Annotated in this window: 22 protein-coding genes; all 22 read left to right on the top strand. The window is 71.1% G+C overall.

Annotation, left to right across the window (positions count from 1 at the left end; genetic code table 11):
* Nucleotides 1-216 (top strand): alkaline phosphatase PhoX (locus AC1DYK_RS09545; protein ID WP_478166054.1); only part of this gene is annotated, 216 nt, incomplete at its 5' end.
* A gap of 636 nt (nt 217-852) precedes the next feature.
* Nucleotides 853-1,926, top strand: coding sequence for a sigma 54-interacting transcriptional regulator (locus AC1DYK_RS09540; protein WP_478166053.1), 1,074 nt, complete (start codon nt 853-855; stop codon nt 1,924-1,926).
* A gap of 308 nt (nt 1,927-2,234) precedes the next feature.
* Nucleotides 2,235-2,534 (top strand): hypothetical protein, encoded by a 300-nt coding sequence (locus AC1DYK_RS09535; protein WP_478166052.1) that lies wholly within the window; start codon nt 2,235-2,237, stop codon nt 2,532-2,534.
* An 18-nt stretch (nt 2,535-2,552) separates the two neighbouring features.
* Nucleotides 2,553-4,202 (top strand): phage tail sheath family protein, encoded by a 1,650-nt coding sequence (locus AC1DYK_RS09530; RefSeq protein ID WP_478166051.1) that lies wholly within the window; start codon nt 2,553-2,555, stop codon nt 4,200-4,202.
* A 15-nt stretch (nt 4,203-4,217) separates the two neighbouring features.
* Nucleotides 4,218-4,742 (top strand): phage tail protein, encoded by a 525-nt coding sequence (locus AC1DYK_RS09525; RefSeq protein ID WP_478166050.1) that lies wholly within the window; start codon nt 4,218-4,220, stop codon nt 4,740-4,742.
* Nucleotides 4,743-4,765: 23 nt separating this feature from the next.
* Nucleotides 4,766-5,476, top strand: a complete 711-nt coding sequence (locus tag AC1DYK_RS09520; protein ID WP_478166049.1) for a hypothetical protein — start codon at nt 4,766-4,768, stop codon at nt 5,474-5,476.
* Nucleotides 5,473-6,171: a hypothetical protein gene (locus tag AC1DYK_RS09515; protein WP_478166048.1), complete on the top strand. Its 699-nt coding sequence runs from the start codon at nt 5,473-5,475 to the stop codon at nt 6,169-6,171. Before AC1DYK_RS09520 ends, AC1DYK_RS09515 begins: the two co-directional genes overlap by 4 nt.
* Nucleotides 6,168-7,505: a Pvc16 family protein gene (locus AC1DYK_RS09510; RefSeq protein ID WP_478166047.1), complete on the top strand. Its 1,338-nt coding sequence runs from the start codon at nt 6,168-6,170 to the stop codon at nt 7,503-7,505. The genes AC1DYK_RS09515 and AC1DYK_RS09510 overlap by 4 nt, the downstream gene beginning before the upstream one ends.
* The gene (locus AC1DYK_RS09505) at nt 7,502-9,424 is read left to right on the top strand and encodes an ATP-binding protein (RefSeq protein WP_478166046.1); all 1,923 of its coding nucleotides are present in this window, start codon (nt 7,502-7,504) and stop codon (nt 9,422-9,424) included. The genes AC1DYK_RS09510 and AC1DYK_RS09505 overlap by 4 nt, the downstream gene beginning before the upstream one ends.
* 79 nt (nt 9,425-9,503) lie before the next feature.
* Nucleotides 9,504-9,782, top strand: a complete 279-nt coding sequence (locus AC1DYK_RS09500) for a hypothetical protein (protein WP_478166045.1) — start codon at nt 9,504-9,506, stop codon at nt 9,780-9,782.
* Complete coding sequence (locus AC1DYK_RS09495) at nt 9,779-11,605, top strand: eCIS core domain-containing protein (protein ID WP_478166044.1); 1,827 nt, start codon at nt 9,779-9,781, stop codon at nt 11,603-11,605. The genes AC1DYK_RS09500 and AC1DYK_RS09495 overlap by 4 nt, the downstream gene beginning before the upstream one ends.
* 8 nt (nt 11,606-11,613) lie before the next feature.
* Entirely contained in the window at nt 11,614-13,092 is a 1,479-nt protein-coding gene (locus AC1DYK_RS09490) for an eCIS core domain-containing protein (RefSeq protein ID WP_478166043.1), read from the top strand.
* An 11-nt stretch (nt 13,093-13,103) separates the two neighbouring features.
* Nucleotides 13,104-13,226, top strand: a complete 123-nt coding sequence (locus AC1DYK_RS09485) for a hypothetical protein (protein WP_478166042.1) — start codon at nt 13,104-13,106, stop codon at nt 13,224-13,226.
* Nucleotides 13,227-13,236: 10 nt separating this feature from the next.
* A complete protein-coding gene (locus AC1DYK_RS09480) occupies nt 13,237-14,451 on the top strand; it encodes an eCIS core domain-containing M35 family metalloendopeptidase (RefSeq protein WP_478166041.1) in 1,215 nt (404 codons plus the stop codon).
* Nucleotides 14,448-15,107, top strand: a complete 660-nt coding sequence (locus tag AC1DYK_RS09475) for a CIS tube protein (protein WP_478086239.1) — start codon at nt 14,448-14,450, stop codon at nt 15,105-15,107. Before AC1DYK_RS09480 ends, AC1DYK_RS09475 begins: the two co-directional genes overlap by 4 nt.
* The gene (locus AC1DYK_RS09470) at nt 15,107-15,481 is read left to right on the top strand and encodes a LysM domain-containing protein (RefSeq protein WP_478166040.1); all 375 of its coding nucleotides are present in this window, start codon (nt 15,107-15,109) and stop codon (nt 15,479-15,481) included. The genes AC1DYK_RS09475 and AC1DYK_RS09470 overlap by 1 nt, the downstream gene beginning before the upstream one ends.
* The gene (locus tag AC1DYK_RS09465; protein ID WP_478166039.1) at nt 15,471-16,610 is read left to right on the top strand and encodes a hypothetical protein; all 1,140 of its coding nucleotides are present in this window, start codon (nt 15,471-15,473) and stop codon (nt 16,608-16,610) included. Before AC1DYK_RS09470 ends, AC1DYK_RS09465 begins: the two co-directional genes overlap by 11 nt.
* A 13-nt stretch (nt 16,611-16,623) precedes the next feature.
* Entirely contained in the window at nt 16,624-17,133 is a 510-nt protein-coding gene (locus AC1DYK_RS09460; protein ID WP_214701682.1) for a phage baseplate assembly protein V, read from the top strand.
* Between the two features lie 10 nt (nt 17,134-17,143).
* On the top strand, nt 17,144-17,464 hold the full coding sequence (locus tag AC1DYK_RS09455) for a hypothetical protein (RefSeq protein ID WP_478086246.1): 321 nt from the start codon (nt 17,144-17,146) through the stop codon (nt 17,462-17,464).
* A 5-nt stretch (nt 17,465-17,469) separates the two neighbouring features.
* Nucleotides 17,470-17,835 carry a GPW/gp25 family protein gene (locus tag AC1DYK_RS09450; RefSeq protein ID WP_478086248.1) on the top strand — a complete coding sequence of 122 codons (366 nt, stop codon included), beginning with the start codon at nt 17,470-17,472 and terminating at the stop codon, nt 17,833-17,835.
* A complete protein-coding gene (locus tag AC1DYK_RS09445) occupies nt 17,832-20,318 on the top strand; it encodes a putative baseplate assembly protein (protein WP_478166038.1) in 2,487 nt (828 codons plus the stop codon). The genes AC1DYK_RS09450 and AC1DYK_RS09445 overlap by 4 nt, the downstream gene beginning before the upstream one ends.
* Entirely contained in the window at nt 20,315-23,284 is a 2,970-nt protein-coding gene (locus tag AC1DYK_RS09440) for a putative baseplate assembly protein (protein ID WP_478166037.1), read from the top strand. The genes AC1DYK_RS09445 and AC1DYK_RS09440 overlap by 4 nt, the downstream gene beginning before the upstream one ends.
* The last annotated feature ends 145 nt before the right edge of the window (nt 23,285-23,429 follow it).

Here is a 23,429-nt window from a genome sequence, read left to right as displayed (position 1 = left end):
TCCGAGGGTGCGAGCTTCGTGTTCGCGCGCCACAACGTGAACCTCAGCGCCGATCAGATTGCTTCAGCCGGCAAGATGGTCGCGCCGGGCGACTACCGCAACAGCGAGTTCTGCGGGGCCTGTTTCGATCCGGCGGGCAAGGTGCTGTTTGTGAACGTGCAGTCGCCCGGTATCACGTTCGCGATCTGGGGGCCTTGGGCACGCGGCCCGCGGTGATGTCGCTATCGGCTTGGCGCGGAGCAAGCGTGGGCTCATGCTTTTGATTGCCCATCGTTTCCGTTGTCATCGAGCCCTTCGTGGGGCAAGAACGCAAGGTCGCTTCGCATCGACCTTGCAAAGATGCGGCGAAGGCCGCGCATCGCGCAGTCGAAAGTTTTAACTTCTTCATTCGTCCGTCATGTCCGCGAGTCTGGCTGGGACGTTCATCGTTCAGCGTCTTCTCACGCCACTAGTTCGTTTGATAGATGCGCGATTCAAGCTGTCGACGGATGATGGGCGCGCTTCGTTGGATTCGCGGTGAATCGTGTCGGTGGGTCTGGTGCTGGATTCGGGATTGCAGCGAACACGATGCTGCACGGGGCAGTCAGCGCCGACGTGGTTCGCGCCACCGTGTGGGTCACGCGGCGTTGGCGGGTCCTTGCGCTACCGAGGGCGCGGGACCTTGCGCACCGGTCCGCCATGGCCATGCGAGGGAACGTAGGCGTGTGCTGTCCAAAGTCATGACATGTGGCCGACCACTCGATCCGGGAGGACGCGAACACACCACAGGCTTGTCTTGGCCCGCGAAGGATTCCGCCAATCTGTGAGCGACTCCGGGATTGGCCAGGGCAACAGATGGAGGAGGGAAACCGAATGCACACCAACAACTCTTCACGCCCGGAGACGGTAGCTTGTTCGGAAGACGAGGGGTGCAACGACGCTGGCGCGGCGCTGGCGCAGAATCTTGTCGGCCACAGCCCTCGCTTTCGCGAAGCCATGGAGCTGGTGAAGCTGTACGCTACATGGAACGCGCCGCTGCTCATCGCCGGCGAAACCGGCACCGGCAAGGAGTTGGTCGCGCGCGCCGTTCACTACCAGAGCCAGCGCCGGCACCGCCCTTTCATCCCGGTCAACTGCGCAACGCTGCCCGACACGCTGGTCGAGAGTGAGTTGTTCGGCCACACCCGCGGCGCCTTCACCGACGCCAGTCATGCGCGCCAAGGACTGGTACACCTCGCCGAGGGCGGGACGCTGTTCCTGGATGAGATGGAAGCGCTGTCGCCACGCGGACAGGGCGTGCTGCTGCGCTTCCTGCAGGACTCCAGCTACCGTGCGCTGGGCGGCAGCCAGTTGCACCACGCAGACGTGCGCATCGTCGCGGCCTCCAATGTCGACCTGCATGAGAAGGCGGCGGCACGCAGCTTCCGCGACGACCTGCTGTACCGGCTGGACGCCTTTCGCGTCAATCTGCCGCCGCTGCGCGAGCGGCTTGACGACCTGGCCCTGCTGGTGCCGCATCTGCTGGCCAAGGCGGCGCGGCAGACCAGTGGTTTGGCACGTCGTATCAGCGATCCGGGACTGGCATTGCTGCGTGCCTACGACTGGCCGGGCAATGTGCGCCAGCTGGAACACGTGCTGCTCAAGGCCCACGTGGTCTGCCAAGGGCCCGAGGTCGGGCTGGCCGACCTGCAGCGATGCGCGCCCGAACTGGCCCAGGTCGACGTCGCCGCCGTCTACGCCGACGGCACGCTTGCGCATTCGCTGCGCGCGGCCAAGCGCGCGGCAGCCGACCTGGTCGAGCGCCAATTCATCGAGGACTGGCTGTCACGCACCGCCGGCAACATCAGCGAGGCCGCGCGGTTGACTGGCATCGAACGAGCCTCGCTGAGCCGTCTTGTCAAGAAATACGGCGTCAAGGCACAAGCGCCCTCGATCGGCAGCGCTTAGGCCCGCCTCCCCTCCCCTCCCCGCTCCCGCATCCATCCACCCACCGGTGGATGGAGACTGCGTACCGCTCGCGCGCACCATGTCAACGCTCGCACACCCGTGTCGGCTCCGACACACCCCCGCGATCGCTGCGGACGACGCTCGGGGAACGGGGCGCGCAGTGGCCCCGAGGCTCGACGAAGCCTGTGCTTTCGAATGCACAGCGACGTCAACGCCCTCGCAACAAAGCCCAATCAAATCAAGTACTTGCACTCGCGACGCGGATGGCACGCTTGCTGCAAGCAGCAGCGCGTGGGGGGTGCTCTCGGATGGCCCGGCGCAACGACATCGATGCGGTGACGGAAGCGATCGCAGACCTGCGCCGCTACATGCGTGCGCATCCGCAGGCCTGCGACACGATCGCGGGCATCGCAGCCTGGTGGTTGCAGCCGCGGATGGTGTGGTCTTCGCCCGATGTCGTCGGTGCGGCACTGGCCGCACTGGTGGGCAATGGTGAGGTCGAGTGCGTCTGCGGTCCGGACGGCCAGACGGTGTACCGCGCCGCCCGCCCGGCGGGCGGGCAGCGAGGGATTGCAGGTGGAGCCACCAGGCTCTTGATCGTCAATTGATGATGAATTGGGGGATGTATGCCCAGTGCCCTGAGTTACCCAGGCGTCTACGTGGAGGAAGTGCCCAGCGGCGTGCGCACCCTGACCGGTGTGGCCACGTCGATCACGGCCTTCGTCGGCCGGGCCGCCTCCGGCCCCACCGGCGAACCCGTGATGCTGACGAGCTTCGCCGACTACGAGCGCCGGTTCGGCGGCCTGGTCGCGGACTGTCCCATGTCCTATGCGGTGCGCGACTTCTACCTGAACGGCGGCGCGCTGGCGCTGGTGGTGCGGGTCGTCGGCACGGCGGCTCCGCCTGCGCCACCCGGGCCACCGCCCCCGCCGGCGCCAGCCCCAGCCCCAGCCCCAGCACCAGCCCCAGCACCAGCACCAGCTGCGGCTGCAACCCTCACGCTGCCCACGGGCCTGACGCTCACGGCCGCCAGCGTGGGCGCCTGGGGAAAGCGACTCTCGGCCAAGGTGGACTACGACACCGACAGCCTGTCTGGAACCGACACCACGCGCTTCAACCTGATCCTGCGCTTCCAGCCGCGGCAGGACCGCGACGAATACGTGTTCGAGACCATCGGCTCGGTCTCCACGACGCTCGCCAACCCGCGCTACCTGCCGCTGGTGCTGGAGCGCGAATCCACGCTGGTGCGGGCGCTGGGCGCGGTGCCGGCMGCGCGCCCGAGCCCCACGCCCGACTGGGTGGTTGCCACCGGCGGCGAAGACGGGCCGCCACTGCGCGCCGACGACGTGCTGGGCAGCGCTGCGAGCCGCACCGGCATCCACGCGCTGGCCAATGTCGACCTGTTCAACCTGCTGGTGATCCCGCCACTGGCGCGTGACACCTCTGCCCTGCCGTCCACCTACACCCCGGTGCCGGCCAACGTCTGGCAGGGCGCGCTCGCGATGTGCGTGGAACGCCGCGCGATGCTGATCGTCGACCCGGATCCCGCCTGGGGCGCCTCCGCGGCCAGCGCTGTTTCCAACGCACAGGCCGGCCGCAACGCGCTCGGCTTCAGCGGCACGGCCCCACGCAACGCGGCGCTGTACTACCCGTGCCTGCGCATGGTGGACCCGCTGCGCGACAACCGCGTCGACACCTTCATGCCCAGCGGCGCGGTGGCCGGCATCATGGCGCGCACCGACGTCGCACGCGGCGTCTGGAAGGCACCGGCCGGGCTCGATGCCGGGCTCAACGGCGTGCAGGACCTGCAGGTCAACCTGAACGACCTGCAGAACGGCCAGCTCAACCCGCTGGGCATCAACTGCCTGCGCTCCATGGGCGTGAACGGCCGCGTGGTGTGGGGCGCGCGCACTTTGCGCGGTGCCGATGCCAGCGCGGACGAATACAAGTACGTGCCGGTCCGGCGGCTCGCGCTCTTCCTCGAAGAAAGCCTGTACCGCGGCACGCAGTGGGTGGTGTTCGAGCCCAACGACGAGCCGCTGTGGGCGCAGGTGCGCCTCAACCTCGGCGCCTTCATGCAGGGCCTGTTCCGCCAGGGCGCATTCCAGGGCGCCTCGGCACGCGACGCCTACTTCGTCAAGTGCGACAGCCAGACGACCACGCAGGCCGATATCAACCTGGGCGTGCTGAACGTGATCGTCGGCTTCGCGCCGCTCAAGCCCGCCGAGTTCGTCGTCATCAAGATCCAGCAGATGGCCGGCCAGATTCCAACCTGATCGAGGAAGAACGACATGGCACAGTTCAGCGTCAACGCCACCCGCTTCGACCCCTACAAGAACTTCAAATTCCGCGTCAAGTGGGACGGCCGCTACGTGGCCGGCATCTCCAAGGTCGGCGCGCTCAAGCGCAGCACCGAGCCGGTGGAGCACCGCGAGGGCGGCGATCCGTCGTCCACGCGCAAGTCGCCGGGCCGCACCAAGTTCGAGGCCATCACGTTGGAGCGCGGCGTCACCCACGACGTCGAGTTCGAGCGCTGGGCCAACAAGGTCTGGAACTTCGGCTCCGGGCTGGGTGCCGAGGTGTCGTTGGCCAACTTCCGCAAGGACCTGATCATCGAGGTCTACAACGAGGCCGGCCAGCTCGTCATCGCCTACAAGGTTTTCCGCTGCTGGGTGTCGGAGTACCAGGCGCTGCCGGACCTGGACGCGAACGCCAACGCCGTCGCGATCCAGACCCTGAAGCTCGAGAACGAGGGCTGGGAGCGCGACTATGACGTGGTCGAGCCGGCCGAGCCCACCTTCAACGAACCCGCCTGAGCGAACCCGACCAAAGGGTGGCGATGCGCGCGCTGGCCGGCTCCGAACTGCTGTCGCTGTGGGAGCGCGGCGCCAGCCGCCATGCCCTGGACCGCAGCGCGCTGCTGGCAGCCGCTGCCCGGCCCGACTGGCCTGCCGATGGCATCGTCGACCTGCCGTTGGGCGAGGTCAACGCCAGTCTGCTGGCGCTGCGTGCGGCCTGCTTCGGCCCGCAGATCGACGGACATGCCGACTGCCCGCGTTGCGGCCAACGGCTGGCGTTTGCGCTGGATACGCGCGAGTTGCTTGCATCCGTCCCTGACAGCGATTCGACCTCGTGCGACGTCGAGGTCGCCGGCTTGCGCCTGCGTGCGCCCAGCCTGCGCGACCTGGCGGCCGTGGCGGCCGAGGCGGATGCCGAACGCGCCGCGCGCCAGTTGCTGGCGCGCTGCACCTTGGCCGGCGATGCCGCGCAGGTGGACGATGCGATGCTGCAGGCCGTCGAAGAACGGCTGGATGCGTTGGACCCGCAGGCCGATTTGGCGCTGGCCCTGCAGTGCGTGGCCTGCGGCCATGCGGACCTGGTGCAGGTGGACGCCGGCCAGCTGCTGTGGGACGAGATCGAGGTGCGCGCGCAGGTGCTGCTGCACGAGGTGCATCAGTTGGCCAGCGCCTACGGTTGGAGCGAGGCGCAGATCCTGGCGCTGACGCCGGCGCGACGGGCCAGTTACCTGGCCATGGTGGGGGCTGCATGACGGGCCTGCTGCACCGCCTGGCCGCACGCGCCGCCGGCACGGGCTGGACAGTGCGATCGGACGTGCGCCTGCCGTTCGGTGCGGCCGGCTTGGAACTGGCGCAGGACCAGGCACCCCCGCTGGTGGATGCGGCTGCGCCCGAAAGCCGCGCGCGAGGTCGGCTTCGACCCGAATCGGCCGTTTCCGCCGCAGCCGTCCCACGACAAGCCGTGGCGCCACGCGCGCAAATCCCGGTCGTCGCAGCTGAACCCGGGCGGCCGCAGCTGCCTCAGGCCCATCAGTCCCCGTCGCCGCTCATGCCGGCGGCGACGGCACCGCCGAGGCATGCGCCCGACGCGTCCGCTGTTGCGGGCAAGGGCTCGGGCATCCCGTCCCTCGCGCTCCTCCACACGCCCGCGCGCGCGCAGTCACCGCCGCCCCGGTCCCACCACGAAGACCCTGCGCCGCTGTTGCCGACCCGGCCGAGCACCGCAGGCCACGCAGCGCCCCTGGCCCAGACCGTGCGGAGCCCGGCGGCCTTCGCCCTCCGGCCGGCACCGCAGGCCGGCGCCAACCAAGAGACCGAAGTCCACATCCACATCGGCCGCATCGACGTGACGGCTCTGCACGAAGCGCCCCGACCCAAGGCCCGGCCGCGCGAGCGCACCCAGCCGGTGTCGCTCGACGCCTACCTCGCCGCGAGGAGCAAGCCATGAGCACGGCCCTGGCCATCGCCGGCGTCAGCGCCGTGCTGCGCGACCTGCTCAACGACGGGCTGGTCAACCGCAACGTCACCGGCGTGCTGGGCTCCAGCGTCACCGTCAGCCTGCTGGCGCCCGACCGCGTGGTGCCCACCGGTGGCTCCGAGGCCTCGCAGCTCAACCTGTTCCTGTATGGCGTGGCGCCCAACAGCGGGTGGCGCAACGAGGCCCTGCCCTCGCGCGATGGCGCCGGCCGCGCACGTCTCACGAACCCACCGCTGGCGCTGGATCTGCACTACCTGCTCTCGGCCTACAGCGCGGGCGAGCTGCATGCCGAGATCCTGCTGGGCTATGCCATGCAGCTGCTGCACGAGATGCCGGTGCTCACGCGCGAGGCCATCCGCACGGCGCTCAACCCTTCGCCCGCCACCGGCGCCACCTTGCCGCCGGCGCTGCGCGCGCTGTCCGACTCGGGCCTGGCCGAACAGGTGGAACTCATCAAGATCACGCCGCAGCACCTGAACAACGAAGAGATGTCCAAGCTCTGGACCGCGACACAAAGCCATCTGCGCCCCAGCATGGCCTACAGCGCCTCGGTGGTGCTGATCCAGGCCCAGCGCCCGGCGCGCACGCCGCTGCCAGTGCTCACGCGCGGCCACATCGACGCGGGCACTGGACGCGAGACCGGCATCGCGGTGCAGTCGAGCCTGCGGCCCAGCGTGCCGGTGCTCGTGAGTGCCGTGCCGCCATTGGGCCAGCCGGTGGCGGCCATCGGCGACACCGTGGCGCTTTCGGGCAGCCTGCTGGACGGCAGCCAGCGCGAAGCCTGGCTGCGCAACGACCGCTTCGACATCACACGGATGCTGCCGGTGTTGGCCGAGGCGCCCGACCGCCCCGCCGCGACCGTGGCCGCCTTTTCGCTGGCCGGCCAGCAGGCCGAGCTGCCGGCCGGCGTGTACCGCGTGAGCGTGCGCCTGACCAGGCCCGATGCGCAGAACGAGGACCGGCTGCACGAGTCCCACCCGCTGCTGCTGACACTGGCGCCTCGCATCACCAACCTGCCGCAGACCGTGGCGCGCGCGGGCAACGGCTCGGCCAGCGTCACGATCCAGTTCACGCCGGACCTGCACGCAGGCCAGCGTGCTGTCCTGGTGCTGGGCGCGGCCGAAGTCCCGCCGCAAACGGCCGGTGCCACACCGAATTCGCTGGTCTTCGTGATCCCCAACGCGGCCGTCGGCGTGCACCTGGCGCGGCTGCGCATCGACGACATCGACAGTCCCATCATCGACATGGACTTCGAGCCGCCGGAGTTGCCACGCTTTCTGGACCGCACCGTGGAGATCACGTGAACGCACCCGACCGCCTCTTCGACTGGAGCGGCGCCAACCAGCGCGTGCTGGTGGCGGAGTTCGCGCGGCTGGCGGCCCTGCTGGGCGAAGGCACACAGGATGCGGTCGAGGCCGAAGCCGCCGCGCTGCGCGCTGCCATGCCGGTACCGGCCGCGATCGACACGCTGTGCTCGCTGTTCGGGCTCAGCGCGTTCGAGCGCGACCTGCTGCTGCTGGTGGCCGGCGTCGAGATGGACGCACGCATCGCCGCGCTGTGCGCCGAGGGCAACGGCCAGACGCATCGTCCCTGGGCCAGCTTCGGGTTGGCGCTGGCCGTGCTGCCGCAGCCCCACTGGAGCGCCATCGCGCCGCACGAAGCGCTGCGCCGCTGGCGCCTGTTGGAGATCGACGAAACCACCGGCATCAGCGGCGGACGGCTTCGCATGGACGAGCGCGTGCTGCACTTCATCGCCGGGCTGAACGCCCTGGACCATCGTTTGAACGCGCTGCTTCAGCCGCCGCCGCCTGCAGGCGTCATGGGGCGGGACCAAAGGGCCGCGGTCGCGCAATTGCTGGCCCGGTTGCGCGGCACCGCCGGCCGCCTGCCCGCCGTCGTGCTCGACGGCGACGATGCCGCCGGCCAGCTTGACGTGGCCGTCGCCGTCGCCGCCGGACTGGGCGCCGGCCTGTACCGGCTGCGCACGGTGGACCTGCCCGTGGCCGCCGCCGAGCAGGCGGCCTTCACCACGCTGTGGTCGCGCGAAGCCGCGCTGCTGGGCTGCGGCCTGTTGATCCACTGCGAGGAGCGCGAGGCACTGGGGGCCGTGACGCGCCTGCTGGAACGGATGGACGGCCTCGTCTTCGTCATCGGACACGAGTTGGCGCTGGACGGCACGCCGCAGTGGCGCTACCACATCGCGCGACCCGAAGCCCCTGAACGCCTGCAGCTATGGCAGACCGCACTGGCCGGCAAGGCTGCGGCGCTGGGCACGGTGGTCGACACGCTGGCCACCCAGTACCGGCTCGGCGCGCGCCGCATCGAGCAGATTGCCGCGCAGGCACGCGGCGACGATCCGGCTGCCGACGCCGCCGCGCTGCACGAGGCCAGCCGAGGCCCCGCCCATGGCATGCCCGGCCTGGCCCAGCGCATCGATGCGCGGGCGCGCGGGTCCGACCTGGTGCTGCCCGAGGCCCAGCAGGCCGTGCTGCGCCAGATCGCCAGCCACGCGCGCCACCGGCTCACGGTGCATCACCAATGGGGCTTCGCCGCCCAGGGCGCGCGCGGGCTGGGCATCGCCACGCTGTTCTGGGGCGACAGTGGCACCGGCAAGACGCTGGCCGCCGAAGTCATCGCCTCCGAACTCGGCCTGGCGCTCTACCGCATCGACCTGTCGGCCGTGGTCAGCAAGTACATCGGCGAGACCGAGAAGAACCTGCGCCAAGTCTTCGACGCCGCCGAGGAAGCCGGCGCGATTCTGCTGTTCGACGAGGCCGACGCGCTGTTCGGCAAGCGCAGCGAGGTGAAGGACAGCCATGACCGCTACGCCAACATCGAGGTCAGCTACCTGCTGCAGCGCATGGAGGCCTATGGCGGCCTGGCGATCCTGACGACCAACCACAAGGCGGCGCTGGACAGCGCGTTCCAGCGCCGGCTGCGCTTCGTCGTGCACTTCCCCTTCCCGGACCAGGCGCAGCGCGAGGGCATCTGGCGGGCCGTGTTCCCGGCCGGCGCACCGCTGGACGCGGACATCGACTTCACCAAGCTGGCGCGGCTGAACGTGGCCGGCGGGACCATCCGGAACATCGCGCTGGCGGCTGCCTTCCTGGCCGCCGAGGCCGGCACGCCCATCGGCATGGCCACGCTGCTGCAGGCCGCGCAACTGGATGCGGCCAAGCGCGACAAGCCGTATTCGGATGCGGAAACGCGGGGGTGGGCATGAGAGCGTTCCCCCACCTGGGCAGCAGTCGACCGTCGGGCGGCACGGCCTGCAACCCCTGGGCGGCGCCCGAGGTGTGGCCATGAGGCGCATCGTGCTGCACATCGACCGGCTGGTGCTGCGCGGGGTGGACCGCGGCGACGCCGCCGCCGTCTCCGCCGCGCTGCAGGCCGAACTGCAGAGCCTGCTGGGTCCGGGCGGCGCCGGCACGCTGGCCACGCAGCGCGGCATGGACGCGCTGCAGGCCGGCCGGGTGCACCTGCCGCAGGGCGCGGATGCACCTGCCCTGGGCCGGGCGGTCGCCGCGCGCGTCGCGGGCGTGCCCGGTCCGGCCAAGCCGCCGGGCGGAGGCCCCTCATGAACACGGCCCTCGCACTCGCCGCACCGCAGGCCCAGCCGCGCCGGCGCGCTGTGCTCCAGCGCAAGTGCGCCTGCGGCCAGGCGGCCTCCAACCTGGGGCCGAAGTGCGAGGACTGCCAGCGTCGCCAGTTGTTCGGCATCGGGCCCGCGGCCCTTCCCGACGCGGGCGCACCAGGCGATTTCGGGCCGGGGCAGCCGCTGGACGGCACGACGCGCCGCTTCTTCGAAAGCCGCTTCGGCCACGGCTTCGGCGACGTGCGCATTCATGCCGGCGACAGCGCCGCGGCCACGGCCCGCGCGCAGAACGCCCACGCCTTCGCCAGCGGGGGCGACATCGTGTTCGCGCGCGGCCGCTACGACCCGGCTTCGCCCGCCGGCCAACGCCTGCTGGCGCACGAGCTGACCCATGTGGTGCAGCAGCGCACGGCGCTGGCCGCGGCCACGCCATCAGGCGACGCGGACGCGGCCGAGCAGGAGGCCGAATACAACGCCGCGCGGCTGCACACGGCCCAGCCCCTGTTCGCCGTGCAGCGCGCGCCGGCGCTGGCGCGGCAGGCGGCCGGCGCAACCACCGTCACGGTGGACGCACCGACGGGGCCGCCCGGCTGCACGCTGGACCAGCACCATGCCATCGAACCCGCGGTGCATGGCGCTCAGAGCCGGCTGCAGCGCACGCTGAACCGGCTGGATGCCTACATCGCCGTTCCGACCGATGCCGCCAACCAGGCGGTGGCCGCCGCGCTGACGCGGCATTTCCGACGCGCAGACCCCGCACTGGCGGGCACGGTGCGCCAACGCATCGCCGGCATCCGCACCGACATGGTCACGCGCGATCCCTTCCCGGTCGAATGCCACGACGCCGGCGACGCCTCCTGCGCCAACAGCGGCGCCTACGTGCGCAACGACAGCGAACTGGTGTTCTGCCCCGCGTTCTTCACCGGCAGTCTGCCCTGGCGCATCAAGGCGCTGACACACGAGATGGCGCATGCGCTGGCCGGACTGGACATCAGCGACCGCGCCTACCGCAACGACCGCTTGCTGCCGCAGTTGACCACGGCCGAGGCGCTGGACAATGCCGAGTCCTACACGATGTTCGTGAGCGAAGTCGATAGCGGGCGCCCGGTGCAGGGCGCGCCACCGCAGGACCGGACCGAGGACTGCTCGCGCCGCAATGCGCCGCTGGTGCGCCAGGCCATCGCGCGCGCGCAGCGCTGGAACCGCGACGCCGAGGTCATCGCCAACGACCCGGACCAGGCCATGCTGAACGCCAGCGCGCCGTTCTTCACCACGCACCTGGGCAATGCCACGCCGGCCACGCGCAACACGGCGCGGCGCGTGCTCGGCAGCATGGTGGTGCGCCTGCGCTCCAGCCTGGACGTGCGCTGCGACAACACACCCGCAGCCGAATGTGGTGCCAGCCGGCATGCCTACAAGGGCGCGACCACCAGTGCCGGCGAAGGCGCGCTCACGGGCATGGGCATCGGCGCGGGGGTCGGCCTGGCCGGCGGCTTGGCCGGCGCCATCGGCCTGTGGGCCACCGGCGCCGGAGCCCTGGCCGGCCTCGGCGTGCTGGCGCTGGGTGGCCTGATCGGCATGGCCCTGGGCGCGGCGATCGGCGCCATCGTCGGCGCGGCGACCGCGCGCGACCAGATCCGCCTGTGCCCCAGCTGGGCCGGACTGCCCAGCATGGAAGATCGCACCGAGGCGCTGCTGGCCGCGGCCTACGAGACCTATGGTGGCCTGGACGCTGCCCAGGCGGCCCGCCACGCGGCGTTCGCGCGGGCCGTGCACCAGAACTGGTGGCCGGCGCCGCCGGCCATCTGAGACCCGCCATGGACACGCGCCGCCAACTCCTGCCCGCCAGCCGCACCGACGTGGCGCATGGGGCCATGCGTCCGCAGGCTGCCCGCCCGACCGAAGAGGCCGGAGTGCCCCTGCCGGCACCGCTGCGCGAAGGCGCGCAACGGCGCTTCGGCGCGGACTTCAGCGCCGTGCGCATCCATGCCGGCCCCGGCGCGGCCGCCTCGGCCCAGGCGATGGGTGCGGCCGCCTACACGCTCGGTCGCGACATCGTCTTCGGCGCCGGCCGCTGGCAACCGCAACACGCGGCCGGCCAGCGCCTGCTGGCACACGAACTGGCGCATGTGCTGCAGCAGTCGCGCGGCGGCCCCGCCACGGGCGACGCCGAGGCCCGCGCCGCTGGCGCGGCCGACCAGTTGCTGCAGGGGCGCTCCGTGGCGGCCCACGGCCTGGGCGGCGCGCCGCCGGCGCCGCAGGCCCAACCCGAGGCCGCGGCCGACGCCTTCTCGCCGGTCGAGAGCGCGCCCTTGCCGCTGTCCGGCGTGCTGCCGCAGACGCTGACCGCCGTGGCGCTCGAGCTCGGCGAGCCCCTCACCAAGGACAACCCCAAGCTCGCGCAGATCGCCGCCGCCAGCCACGCCCAGCCCGAGGCGCGCGTGCGGCTTTCGGCCAGCCTGACCGAGGGCAGCCAGAGCAGCAGCGCGCGCCAGGACAGCGAGCGCGCGCAATTGAACAGCCGCATGCGCCAGGTGCGCGACGCACTGCGCCAGTTGGGCGTGGACACGGCCAGCGTGGACCTGGAGTCGGCCACTGCGTTCTCGGCCTCGGCCCGTAGCCAGGTCGAGGTGGCGGTGCGCAAGAGCGGCGCGCGGCTCGTGCCCTTGCGGCCGCCCGACCCCGGCATCGGGCCCGAGCTGCCGCCCGAACAGCCGGCCGCCGGCCCGTCGCTGAATCTCGATTTCGAATTCGGCCCCGTCAAGGTGTCGCTGCCCAAGGAGGTGCGCGCCAAGCTGCCGTTCGCGCTGCGCAAGGGCTACAAGCTCACGCTCGACCTGTCGTACGAGGTGCCGGCCAAGTTCGGCCTGCAGATCATGCTGGACGGTCTGCCCCACGTTCGCGTGGGACTCAAGGGCGGGGCCGAGGTCGAACCCAAGAGCGGCGCGGCCGTGGCCTCTGGCGGCCTCGTGATCGAGACCAGATCCACCATCTGCAACGCCGCAGATCCCGGCGAGACGCGCGAGAAGATCAAGACGGCCGGCGAGAAGCTCAACAAGGCCGCGCGCGAGTTCGAGACCGCGGTGCCGGACGACAAGCTAGGCAAGGCGATCGACATTGCCAGCGCCATCGGCGAGATCTACGGCGCCGTGGAGGAGGCCAAGGCCAGGTGCAAGCAGGTGCCGCGCGTCAGCGTGGAGTTCGGCGCCAGGAAGGTGCTGGCCCCGGGCGACGAGACCGACCCCACCAAGCGGCCGTCGGACTACGTCGGCGGCACCTTCACCTGGCATTTCTGAGCGCATCACCCATGAAAACCGTCAATGCCAAGTTCCCGCAGCCCGACGTGTTCTTCGGCGTCTCGGACGACCTGGCCGAGTCGGCCGGGTCCAAGGCCGAAGCGCTCAAGGTCGTCTCCGCCCTCAAGCCCTGAAAGGCGCGCCATGCCACTGCACCGCCCTGCCTCCCGCAAGCCAGCGTCCCGGTCCCCAGGACCGGCCCTGCGCCTGCAGCGAAAGTGCGCCTGCGGCGCCGCGGCCGGGCTGGCCGGCAGCTGCCCGGACTGCGCGCGCAAGAAGATCCTGGGGCTGCAGACCCAGCTGGTCGTCGGCGCTGCCGACGATGTCTACGAGCGCGAGGCGGACCGTGTGGCGCAGCAGGTGCGGGTCGGTCCGGCCTCGCCTGGCGTGGACGGCCGGGCGACGCCGCGAATCCAGCGCCTGAGCGCGGCGCCCGACGCCGGTGCCATGGAGACACCGGTCAGCGTGGACGAGACGCTGGCCGCGCCCGGCAGCGCGCTGGAACCCGGCCTGCGCCAGGACATGGAAGGGCGCCTCGGCCACGACTTCTCGCAAGTGCGCGTGCATGCGGACGCACGTGCCGACGCCTCGGCGCGCGAGGTGCAGGCCAATGCCTACACCGCAGGCCGGCACATCGCGTTCGCGGCCGGGCGCTACGCGCCGCAGACCGCCGAAGGACGGGGCCTGCTGGCGCACGAGCTGACCCACGTGGTGCAGCAGGCGGGCGGGCAGGCCCAGGGGCTGCAGCGCGACACGAAGGACAAGACGCCGCCACCGGCCAAGATCGTGCCGCCGGTGGAACCGAACAAGACGCAGAAGAAGCTGATCGACGACGCCCGCCGTGCCGCCGCGATCCGCACGCAGCGCGCCCTGTTCCGCGCCAGCGGCGTCGAGGGCACCGAGGCGCTCATGGAAGCCAAGGCGCTGGCGCGCATCAAGTTCGACTGGGCCGACCCCAACATGGAGCAGATCAGCGACGTGCTGCGCGGCATGGGCGGTGGTGTCGGCACGGCCGACATCAAGGTGGCCGGCCCGGGCGATCCGGAATGCGGTACCCGCGCGGGCTATGTGCGCGGCTTTCGCCAGCCCATCGTGCTGTGCGCGGCCTTCTTCGCCAAGGGCACCACGGACGAGAGCCGCATCCGCACCCTGATCCACGAGATGGCGCACTTGCAGCGCGTCGGCAACGCCGACGGCACGGAAAGCTACTTCCCCATCTTCGACTGCGAGTCGCCCGGCGTCTTCGAATCGGCCGACGCGTGGGCCAACTACGTCCACTGCCTGTCGGGCGAAAAGCCCGATGCCAATGTCGTGCCGCGCTCCAAGCCCGGCGGCGCCAAGCCTGGGAAGAAGAAATGACCGGCTTCTCCAACTCCCCCCAACTCATCAAGGGCGGCCTGGTCCTGATCGACCCCGAGTCGGCCAAGGTGCAGCGCGTGATCTCGCTGCAATACAACGCCGATTCGCTGACCCGCAAGCTGCAGGCCCAGACCACCGGCGGCGACGCTGCCGACCGCGCCGAGCCCACGCGCTTCAAGGGCCCGCCGGTGGAGACCATCAGCTTCGAAGCCGACATCGACGCCACCGACCAGCTCGAGTTCCCGGACCAGAACGCCAGCACCATTGCCCATGGCATCGCGCCCCAGCTCGCGGTGCTGGAGTCGCTGCTGTCTCCGGGCTCGACCCAGTTGCAGCGGGTGGACAGCCAGGCCAACTCCGGCACGCTGGAGATTGCGCCCATGCTGGCGCCGCTGATCCTCTTCGTCTGGGGCAAGAGCCGCATCGTGCCGGTGAAGCTGGCCGACTTCTCGATCACCGAGGAAGCCTTCGACCCCGCACTCAACCCGATCCGCGCCAAGGTCTCGTTCAGCCTGCGCGTGCTGTCGGTGGACGACCTGGGCTTCTCGTCCAAGGGCGGGTCGCTGTTCATGACCTATCTGCAGGGCAAGGAGAAGCTGGCGGCCAAGGTGCAGCCAGTGTCGTTCTCCACGCTCGGCATTGGAGGAATCTCGTGATGGTCGATCCGATCCAGGCCTTCATGCAGGCCAACGGCCTGGCGCAACCGGCCTTCGCGCCCGACAGCCGCTACCACGGCCTGCCGCTCGCGCAGACCACCTTGGCGGATGGCCGCGAGGTGGTGTTCGTCACGCGCCGCTTCCTGCCGCCGCCGGAGAACTTCGCGCGCCTGGCCACCGCCACCGTCGTGGCCGGCGACCGGCTCGACACCCTGGCCGCGCAGCACCTGGGCGCGGCCGAGCAGCACTGGCGCCTGGCCGACGCCAACGGTGCGATGCTGCCCGAGGCGCTGGTGGCCGAGGTCGGCCGCCTGCTGGCCATCACCTTGCCCGAGGGCGTACCTGCCCTGGGCGGAGCGGGAGATGTTCGCTAAGGGCATCCAGCTCACCCTGATGATCGGCCCGATCGTGCCGGTCCCGGTGCCGCGCGTGGTGACCGACGCGCTCGAAAGCGTGGAGGTGCGCACCGCCACCGGCAGCGCGAGCGGCTTTCGGCTCACCTTTTCGATCACCGCGCGTTCCGAGCTGAACACCATCTTCCTCTTGGCCGGCGTCAACTCGACGCCCGTCACGCCGGCGCTGCGCGTGCTGCTGGTGGTCACGCTCAACGGCCAGCCGCAGCCGCTGTTCGACGGCGTGATGACCAACGTGCAGCTGGAGCCCGGCGGCCAGGGCCAGCCCGGCAGCCTGGTCGTGACCGGCGAGGACCTGACCAAGGCGATGGACAAGCAGGACTGGAGCGGCCTGCCCTTCCCCGCCGTGCCGGTGGAAGGGCGCGTGGCGCTGCTGTGCGCCAAGTACACGCCCTTCGGTTTGATCCCCATGATCATCCCGGTGCTCTTCCCCGACGTGCAGATCCCGATTGACAAGATTCCGGCGCAGCAGGGCACCGACCTGGCCTATATCCAGGAACTGGCGCGCCAGGTGGGCTACGTGTTCTACGTCGAGCCGGGCCCGACGCCGGGCACCAACATCGCCTACTTCGGGCCCGAACTGAAGATCGGCGTGCCGCAGCCGGCGCTGAACGTGGACATGGACGCGCTGACGAACGTCGAATCGCTCAGCTTCAGCTTCGATCCCGAGAAGGGCGTGCTGCCCATCGTGTTCATCCAGAACCAGCTCACCCGCGTCCCCATCCCGATTCCGATTCCCAACCTGAACCCGTTGCAGCCGCCGCTGGGCGCGCTGCCCACCTCGCTTTCCAACATCAAGTTCATGAAGGACACGGCCAAGATGAGCCCGATGCGGGCGATCTCGGCCGGCCTCGCGGAAGCCGCCAAGTCGCAGGACTCGGTGAGCGGCAGCGGCACGCTGGACGTGCTGCGCTACGGCCGGCCACTCAAGGCGCGCGGCCTGGTCGGCGTGCGCGGCGTGGGCATCGCCTACGACGGGCTGTACTACGTGAACAGCGTCACCAGCACCCTGAAGCGCGGCGAGTTCAAGCAGCGCTTCGAACTCACGCGCAACGGGCTGGTGTCGATCACCCCCAAGGTCCCCGTCTGAAGGAGCAGCGAAAGTGCCCGAGAAGTTCTACGGCAAGTACCGCGGCATGGTGCTCAACAACATCGACCCGATGCAGATGGGCCGGCTGATGGTGCAGGTGCCCGACGTCGGCGGCGTGATGCCGTCCACCTGGGCCATGCCCTGCGTGCCGGTGGCCGGCATCCAGAACGGCATGTTCGCGCTGCCGATGATCGGCTCGGGCGTGTGGATCGAGTACGAGCAGGGCGACATCGACCACCCGATCTGGGTCGGCTGCTTCTGGGGCAGCGCAGCCGAGGTGCCGGCGCTGGCGCGGCTGACGCCACCGGCCGTGCAGGCCATCACCATGCAGACGCCGCTGCAGAACGGCCTGACCATCAGCGACCTGCCCGGCCCCAGCGGCGGGATCATGCTCAAGAGCGCGACCGGTGCCACGCTGATCGTCAACGACACCGGCATCTACATCCAGAACGGCAAGGGCGCGTCCATCGTGATGACCGGTCCCACGGTCACGATCAACGCCGGCGCCCTCACCATCGTCTAGGCGCAACACCATGTCCGGCCCCCTCCTCCACCTCGGCGCCACCGTGCTGTGCGCGCATGGCGGCCAGGCCACGCCCAGCGCGCCGGTGCCGCGGGTGCTGGTTTCGGGACAGCCGGTGACGACGCAGGCCGCGCCCTACCTGGTGGCCGGCTGCGCCTTCTCGCCGCCGCAGGGCAACGGGCCCTGCGTGACGGCGCAATGGATCGTGGCGGCCACCCGGGTCTTCGCCGCCGGCCAGCCGGTGCTGCTGATGAGCAGCCAGGCCATCTGCGCGCCCACCGGCACGCCCTTGATGCCGGTGGCGGCGCAGACCCGTGTCATAGGGATGTGAACACCATGGACACCGACATCGGCTTTCCCCTGCGCATCGACGGCCGCGGCCGCAGCGCGACCGTCTCGCGCGAGGCGCACCTGCGCGACCTGATCGAGCAGCTCCTTTTCACCGTGCCAGGTGAGCGCGTGAACCGGCCGGACTTCGGCTGCGGCCTCATGCAGCTCGTGTTCGCGCCCAACAGCCCCGAGCTCGCCGCGACGGTGCAGGCACTGGTGCACGGCGCACTGCAGCAGTGGCTGGGCCACCTGATGCGCATCGACGAGGTCAGCGCCGAGAGCGAGGACGCGACCCTGTCGGTGACGGTGCGCTACACGGTGCTGGAGACGCAGCAGAGCGGTCAGGCGCAGTTCAGGCGGGAGGCCCCATGAACAGCCAGTACCTGTGCAGCAACCCCGGCCGCATCGCCGCCCTGCGCGAGGCCGCGCTGGCGAACCCGCCGCGCGCCTTCAACGGCATCGAGTACCTGGAAGTGGTGCACGGCGAACCGCGGCTGATGCTGCACTTCGTGCACGACCTGGCCTTCGCGCCGGCCGCGCCGCTCGCGGCCACCAACATCGAGATCCGCGGCGGCGTGCGGGTGCGCAACCCGCAGGCGATCGGCGTGTCGGCCAGCGGCGACGTGCTGACGGTGGAGCTGGACGACATCGGCGACTTTTCGCGCTACCAGTTGCGGCTGGTCGCCTCGGCCGGCTCCGACGCGCCGCCGGCCGGCATCGACCCTGCCCTGGCGCAGATCGCCTTCGGCTTCAAGGTCGACTGCCCCAGCGACTTCGACTGCCGCGTGGAAGACGACTGCGCGCCGGTCCAGCAACGCGCACCCGACATCGACTACCTGGCACGCGACTACCAGAGCTTCCGCCGCCTGGTGCTGGACCGGCTTTCGGCGCTGATGCCCCACTGGAAGGAACGCAGCCCGGCCGACCTGATGGTCACGCTGTCCGAGGCGCTGGCCTTCCGCGCCGACGAGATCGCCTACTTCCAGGACGCGGTCGCCACCGAGGCCTACCTGGGCACCGCGCGCCAGCGCGTCTCGGTGCGGCGGCACGCGCGCCTGCTGGACTACGCGGTGCACGAGGGCTGCAATGCGCGCGCCTGGGTGGCCTTCGAGGTCGACATCGCTGCTGCTGCCGACGGCCAGACGCTCGCGGCCTGCGACAGCACCACCGGCCTGGACGGCACCCTGCTGCTGACCCGCGCGCAGGGCGCGCCCCGGCGGCTGGGTTCTCCCGCCAGCGCGCAGGCGCTGGTCGCGGCCGGTGCGCAAGCCTTCGAGCTGCTGACACCGCTGAGGCTGTTCAGCGCCCACAACGACCTGCGCTTCTACACCTGGAGCGACGAGGCCTGCTGCCTGCCGAGCGGCGCCACGCGCGCCTTCCTCATCGACGACCCGGCGAACCGGCTGCGCCTGCGCGCGGGCGACCTGCTGCTGCTGGAGGCACGCGCCGGCACCACCAACGGCCTGCCGCAGGATGCCGACGCGCAGCAGCGCCACGTGGTCCGCATCACGCGGGTCGACCCCGAGGCGGACAAGGATCGCGCTCCCTCTGCGCAGCCGCGGCGCGACCCGGTCACCGAACAGCCGTTGGTCGAGGTGCACTGGCACGCCGAGGACGCATTGCCCTTCGACCTGTGCCTGTCGAAGGTCATCGATGGCGTGCTGGTGCGCGACATGGCGGGCGCCTGCGCCAACATCGCGCTGGCCGACCACGGCTACAGCGCAACACGCCCCGAGCCCCTGGTGCCGGTGCCCGGCGGCCGCGTGCCGCGCTATCGGCTGGCGCAGCCGACGCTGCTGCCGTGGACGCGCCAGGGCCTGGTGCGCAACGCCAGCGGCGAGGCGATGCTGGTGGACCCGTCCACCAGCGCCACCGCCGCCCTGCGGCGCGACCTGGCGGACACGCGCGAGGCAGTGCTCGTGGCCAGCGACGGCGACGACCGCCGTTGGAACGCACGCCGCGACCTGCTGCAAAGCGGCTCCCATGCCCCGGAGTTCGTGGCCGAGACCGAGGCCGACGGCCAGGTGCTGCTGCGCTTCGGCGACGGCGTGAACGGCCTGCGTCCCGGCGCGGCCGAGGCCCTGTCGGCGCGGGTGCGCACCGGCAACGGCAGCGCCGGCAACGTGGGCGCCGATGCGATCGCCCATGTGCTGTGCCCCTTCGACGGCATCGCGCGGGTGCGCAACCCGCTGCCGGCCAGCGGCGGCGTGGACCCGGTGGCGCTGGCGCGCGCGCGCATGGACGCGCCGCAGGCCTTCCGGCGCCAGGAGCGCGCAGTGACGGCCGAGGACTATGCCGAGGTCGCCATGCGCGACGGCCGCGTGCAGCGCGCCGTCGCCACGCGCCGCTGGACCGGGAGCTGGCACACCATGTTCATCACCGTCGACCGGCGCGGCGCCGAGGGCATGGACCCCGCCTTCGAGGACAGCCTGAGCGCCTTCATCGACCGCTACCGCCTGGCCGGCCACGACGTGGAGATCGACGCCCCGGCCTACGTGGCGCTGGACATCGCGCTGCATGTCTGCACCCGGCCCGGCTACTTCCCGGCCGATGTGCAGCGCCGCCTGCTGCAGGTGTTCGCCACCACGCCCGGTGGCTTCTTCCACCCCGACCGCTTCAGCTTCGGCGAGCCGGTCTACCTGAGCGCCGTGATCGCCGCGGCGATGGCTGTGCAGGGCGTCTCGCACGTGGAGCCGCTGCGCTTCCAGCGCCTGGGCCGGCTGCCGGACGGCGAGATCGACGCCGGCCGCATCGCGACGGCACGGCTGGAGATCGCGCGCCTGGACAACGACCCCAACGCGCCCGAGCACGGCCGCATCCAGTTCGAGGTGCATGCGGCGGAGGAAACAAGATGAGCAGCGAAGACCTCCCCCTCGACGGCTGCCACTGCTGCGAAGGCCAGGCCGAGCCCGGCACCATCTACAACGCGCCGGGACTGCCCGCGCTGGCCTGGCGCATCGACAGCCAGCCCGGCTTCTACCAGCGCATGCTGGCCCGCCTGCCGCTGTGGGGGCTGCCCGGTCAGCTGGCGACCGCGCCGCGGCCCCTGGGCCAGCTTCGCACCCGCGAGCCCGACGACGCGGCCATCGCGCTGGTCGATGCCTCGGCCTGCGTGGCCGACGTGCTGACCTTCTACCAGGAGCGCATCGCCAACGAGGGGTTCCTCCGCACCGCCACTGAACGCCGCTCGGTGCTGGAGCTCGCGCGTGCCGTCGGCTACGAGCTGCGGCCCGGCGTCGCCGCCAGCGTGCACCTGGTCTTCACGGTGGAAGACGCGCCCGGCGCGCCGGGCGTGTGCACCATCGCGGCCGGCGCGCCGGTGCAGAGCGTGCCGCCGCAGGGCAAGCTGCCGCAGGTCTTCGAGACCGGCGAGCCGATCGTCGCGCGCGCCGAATGGAACGCATTGCGCCCGCGCCAGACCCGGCCGGCCGACCTCGCCGTGTTGGGCCCCGACGGCGCGCTGCGCCTGGCCCTGCTCTACCCCGCCGGCAGCCTGCCGGCCGATACCATCGGCCTGCATCCGGATCTCTCCAGCGGCAACCTGTACCGGCTCGACCCGGACCTGCCCGTGGAGCCGCGGGTGGACGCCCAGGAAGTGGCCCGCATCTACCTGTCCGACCAGGCCAGCGGCGTGCAGGCCGGCGAACTGCTGCTCTTCGTCGGCAAGAAGGGGCTGGAGCTGAAGCACCTGGTGCTGCGCGCGCTGGAGGTCGAGGACGAACCGGCCCTGCGCCGCGTACGCGTGGCGCTGGAGCCGCTGCCCGACCCGAAGACGCCCGCGGCGCCGCCGATGCTCGTCTGGCTGGTGCCCACCGTGTCGATGTTCTACGGCGGCTACGCGCAGGCGCAGGTCGAAACCGTGCCTTTCACCACCACCGACCTGGGCCCCGCCATCACCAGCAAGAGCTGGAAGGAGAACGAGCTGCAGGCCATGATCGCGATCCAGGGCTGGAGCACCACGCAGCTCGTCCAGACCATCACGGCCAGCGTCCAGCCCCCGGCCAAGCCGAAGTCGCCCGAGGCCGGCGCCTTCAGCTTTGCGCAGCGGCTGGGCTTCTTCGGGCACAACGCGCCCAAGTGGGGCTCGCTGCCGAAGATCAATCTCCGCGATCCGGACATCTACAAGGACGGCTGGGACGACCAGGATCCGATCACCTCCCCCACCGGCACGCTGGACGCCAGCCGCAGCATCTGGACCGACTCGCAGGGCAACCCCAACATGGAGAGCCTGGTCCTGCCGCCCTGTCACGCGCTGCTGGAGCGCCCGGTGCCCAAGCTCGCGCCCGGCAGCTGGATGGTCTTCGACGCCCCCAGCGAGAAGGCCACGGCCTATGCCTTGTTCGATGCGCGCGAAGTCTCGCGCGCCGACTACGGCCTGTCGGCCCGCGCCACCGCGCTGCGGCTGGCCGACAGCAGCGGCCAGCCGATGGCGGAGGCGCCGGAAGAGGCCTTCCTGTTCCGCGACACCACGGCCCACGTCGTCAGCCGGCGCCAGCCCCTGGCCGAGTTGCCGATCGAGACCCCGGTGGAGCGCGACAACAAGCGCATCGAGCTGTCGACCATGGTGCTGGGTCTGACGCGCGGCCAGCCCCTGGCCTTCGTCGGCCCGCGGGCCGACCTGCCCGGCGTGGATGCGGCCGAGATCGCGCTGCTGGACGAAGTGGAGCACAGCGCCGGCCGCAGCACGCTGGTGCTGCAGAAGGCGCTGGCATACAGCTATCAGCGCGAGAGGCTGCAGATCCACGCCAACGTGGTCCGCGCCACGCACGGCGAGAGCGTGCAGGAGGTGCTGGGCAACGGCGACGCGAAGGAGAGCTTCCAGCGCTTCATGCTGCGCAAGCCGCCGACCACGCACTTGACGGCCGCCTCGGCCAGCGGCGTGAAGAGCACACTGGAACTGCGCGTGAACGGCCTGCTGTGGACCGAACGCCCCTCGCTGTACGGTGCCGCGCCCGACGAGCATGTGTTCACCACGCGCATCGACAACGAGGCGCGCATGAAGGTCCTGTTCGGCGACGGCCGCAGCGGCGCGCGCCTGCCCAGCGGCCAGATGAACGTGCAGGCGCGCTACCGCAGCGGCATCGGCCCCGACGGCGAGGTGGCGTCGGGCACGCTGACCATGCTGCGCGCCATGCCGCTGGGCCTGCGCGGCGTGAGCAACCCGCTGCCGGCCAGCGGCGCCCAGAGGCCCGAGAAGCTGGAGGACGCACGCCGCAATGCGCCGCTGACGCTGCTGGCCTTCGAGCGCGTGGTCTCGCTGTCGGACTACCAGGACTTTGCGCGCGCCTTCCCGGGCATCGGCAAGGCGCGCGCCGACCTGGTGTGGGTCAACGGCAGCTCGCGCGTGCTGCTCTCGGTGGCCGGCGCCACCGGCGGCGTGCCGGGCGAGGAGGTGATGGACAACCTGCAGAAGGCCATTGCCAGCCTGTCCGACCCCTCGCAGGCCTTCGTGCTGGGCGCCTCGGTGCTGCGCTACTTCCGCTGCACCGCACGCGTGTCGATCGACCCACGCCACGAGGCCGACACGGTGCTCGCGGCCTGCAGGGCGAAGCTGCAAGGCGCATTCGGCTTCGACGCGCGAGACCTGGCGCAATCGGTCACCGCCGCCGAGTTGCTCGCACTGCTGCACCAGGTCCCGGGCGTGGTGGCAGTGGACCTGGAGGTGCTGCAGCCCTACGGCGAAGCCGCGGCCGCCGCCGGCAACGGGCAGTTCGTGCCGGCCTTCGGCGCGCGCTGGGACCCGGTGGACATGGCGATGCGGCCGGCCGAACTGATGCTGCTGAACCCCGCGGCACTCGAACTCGTGAAGGCCACGCTATGAGTCTCCTCACCCCCGAACGGCTCTACCAGCTGCTGCCGGTCATCCACCGCCTGCGCGACGCCGAGCGCGGTGCGCCGCTGCGGGCGCTGCTGGCCGTGATCGAAAGCGAACTCGAGGCGGTGGAGGCCGACACCGCGCGCCTGTA

The sequence above is a fragment of the Variovorax sp. P2_H12 genome, assembly GCF_056403395.1.
The sequence above is the reverse complement of the archived record's forward strand: the minus strand, read 5'-3'. Positions and strand labels throughout refer to the sequence as shown.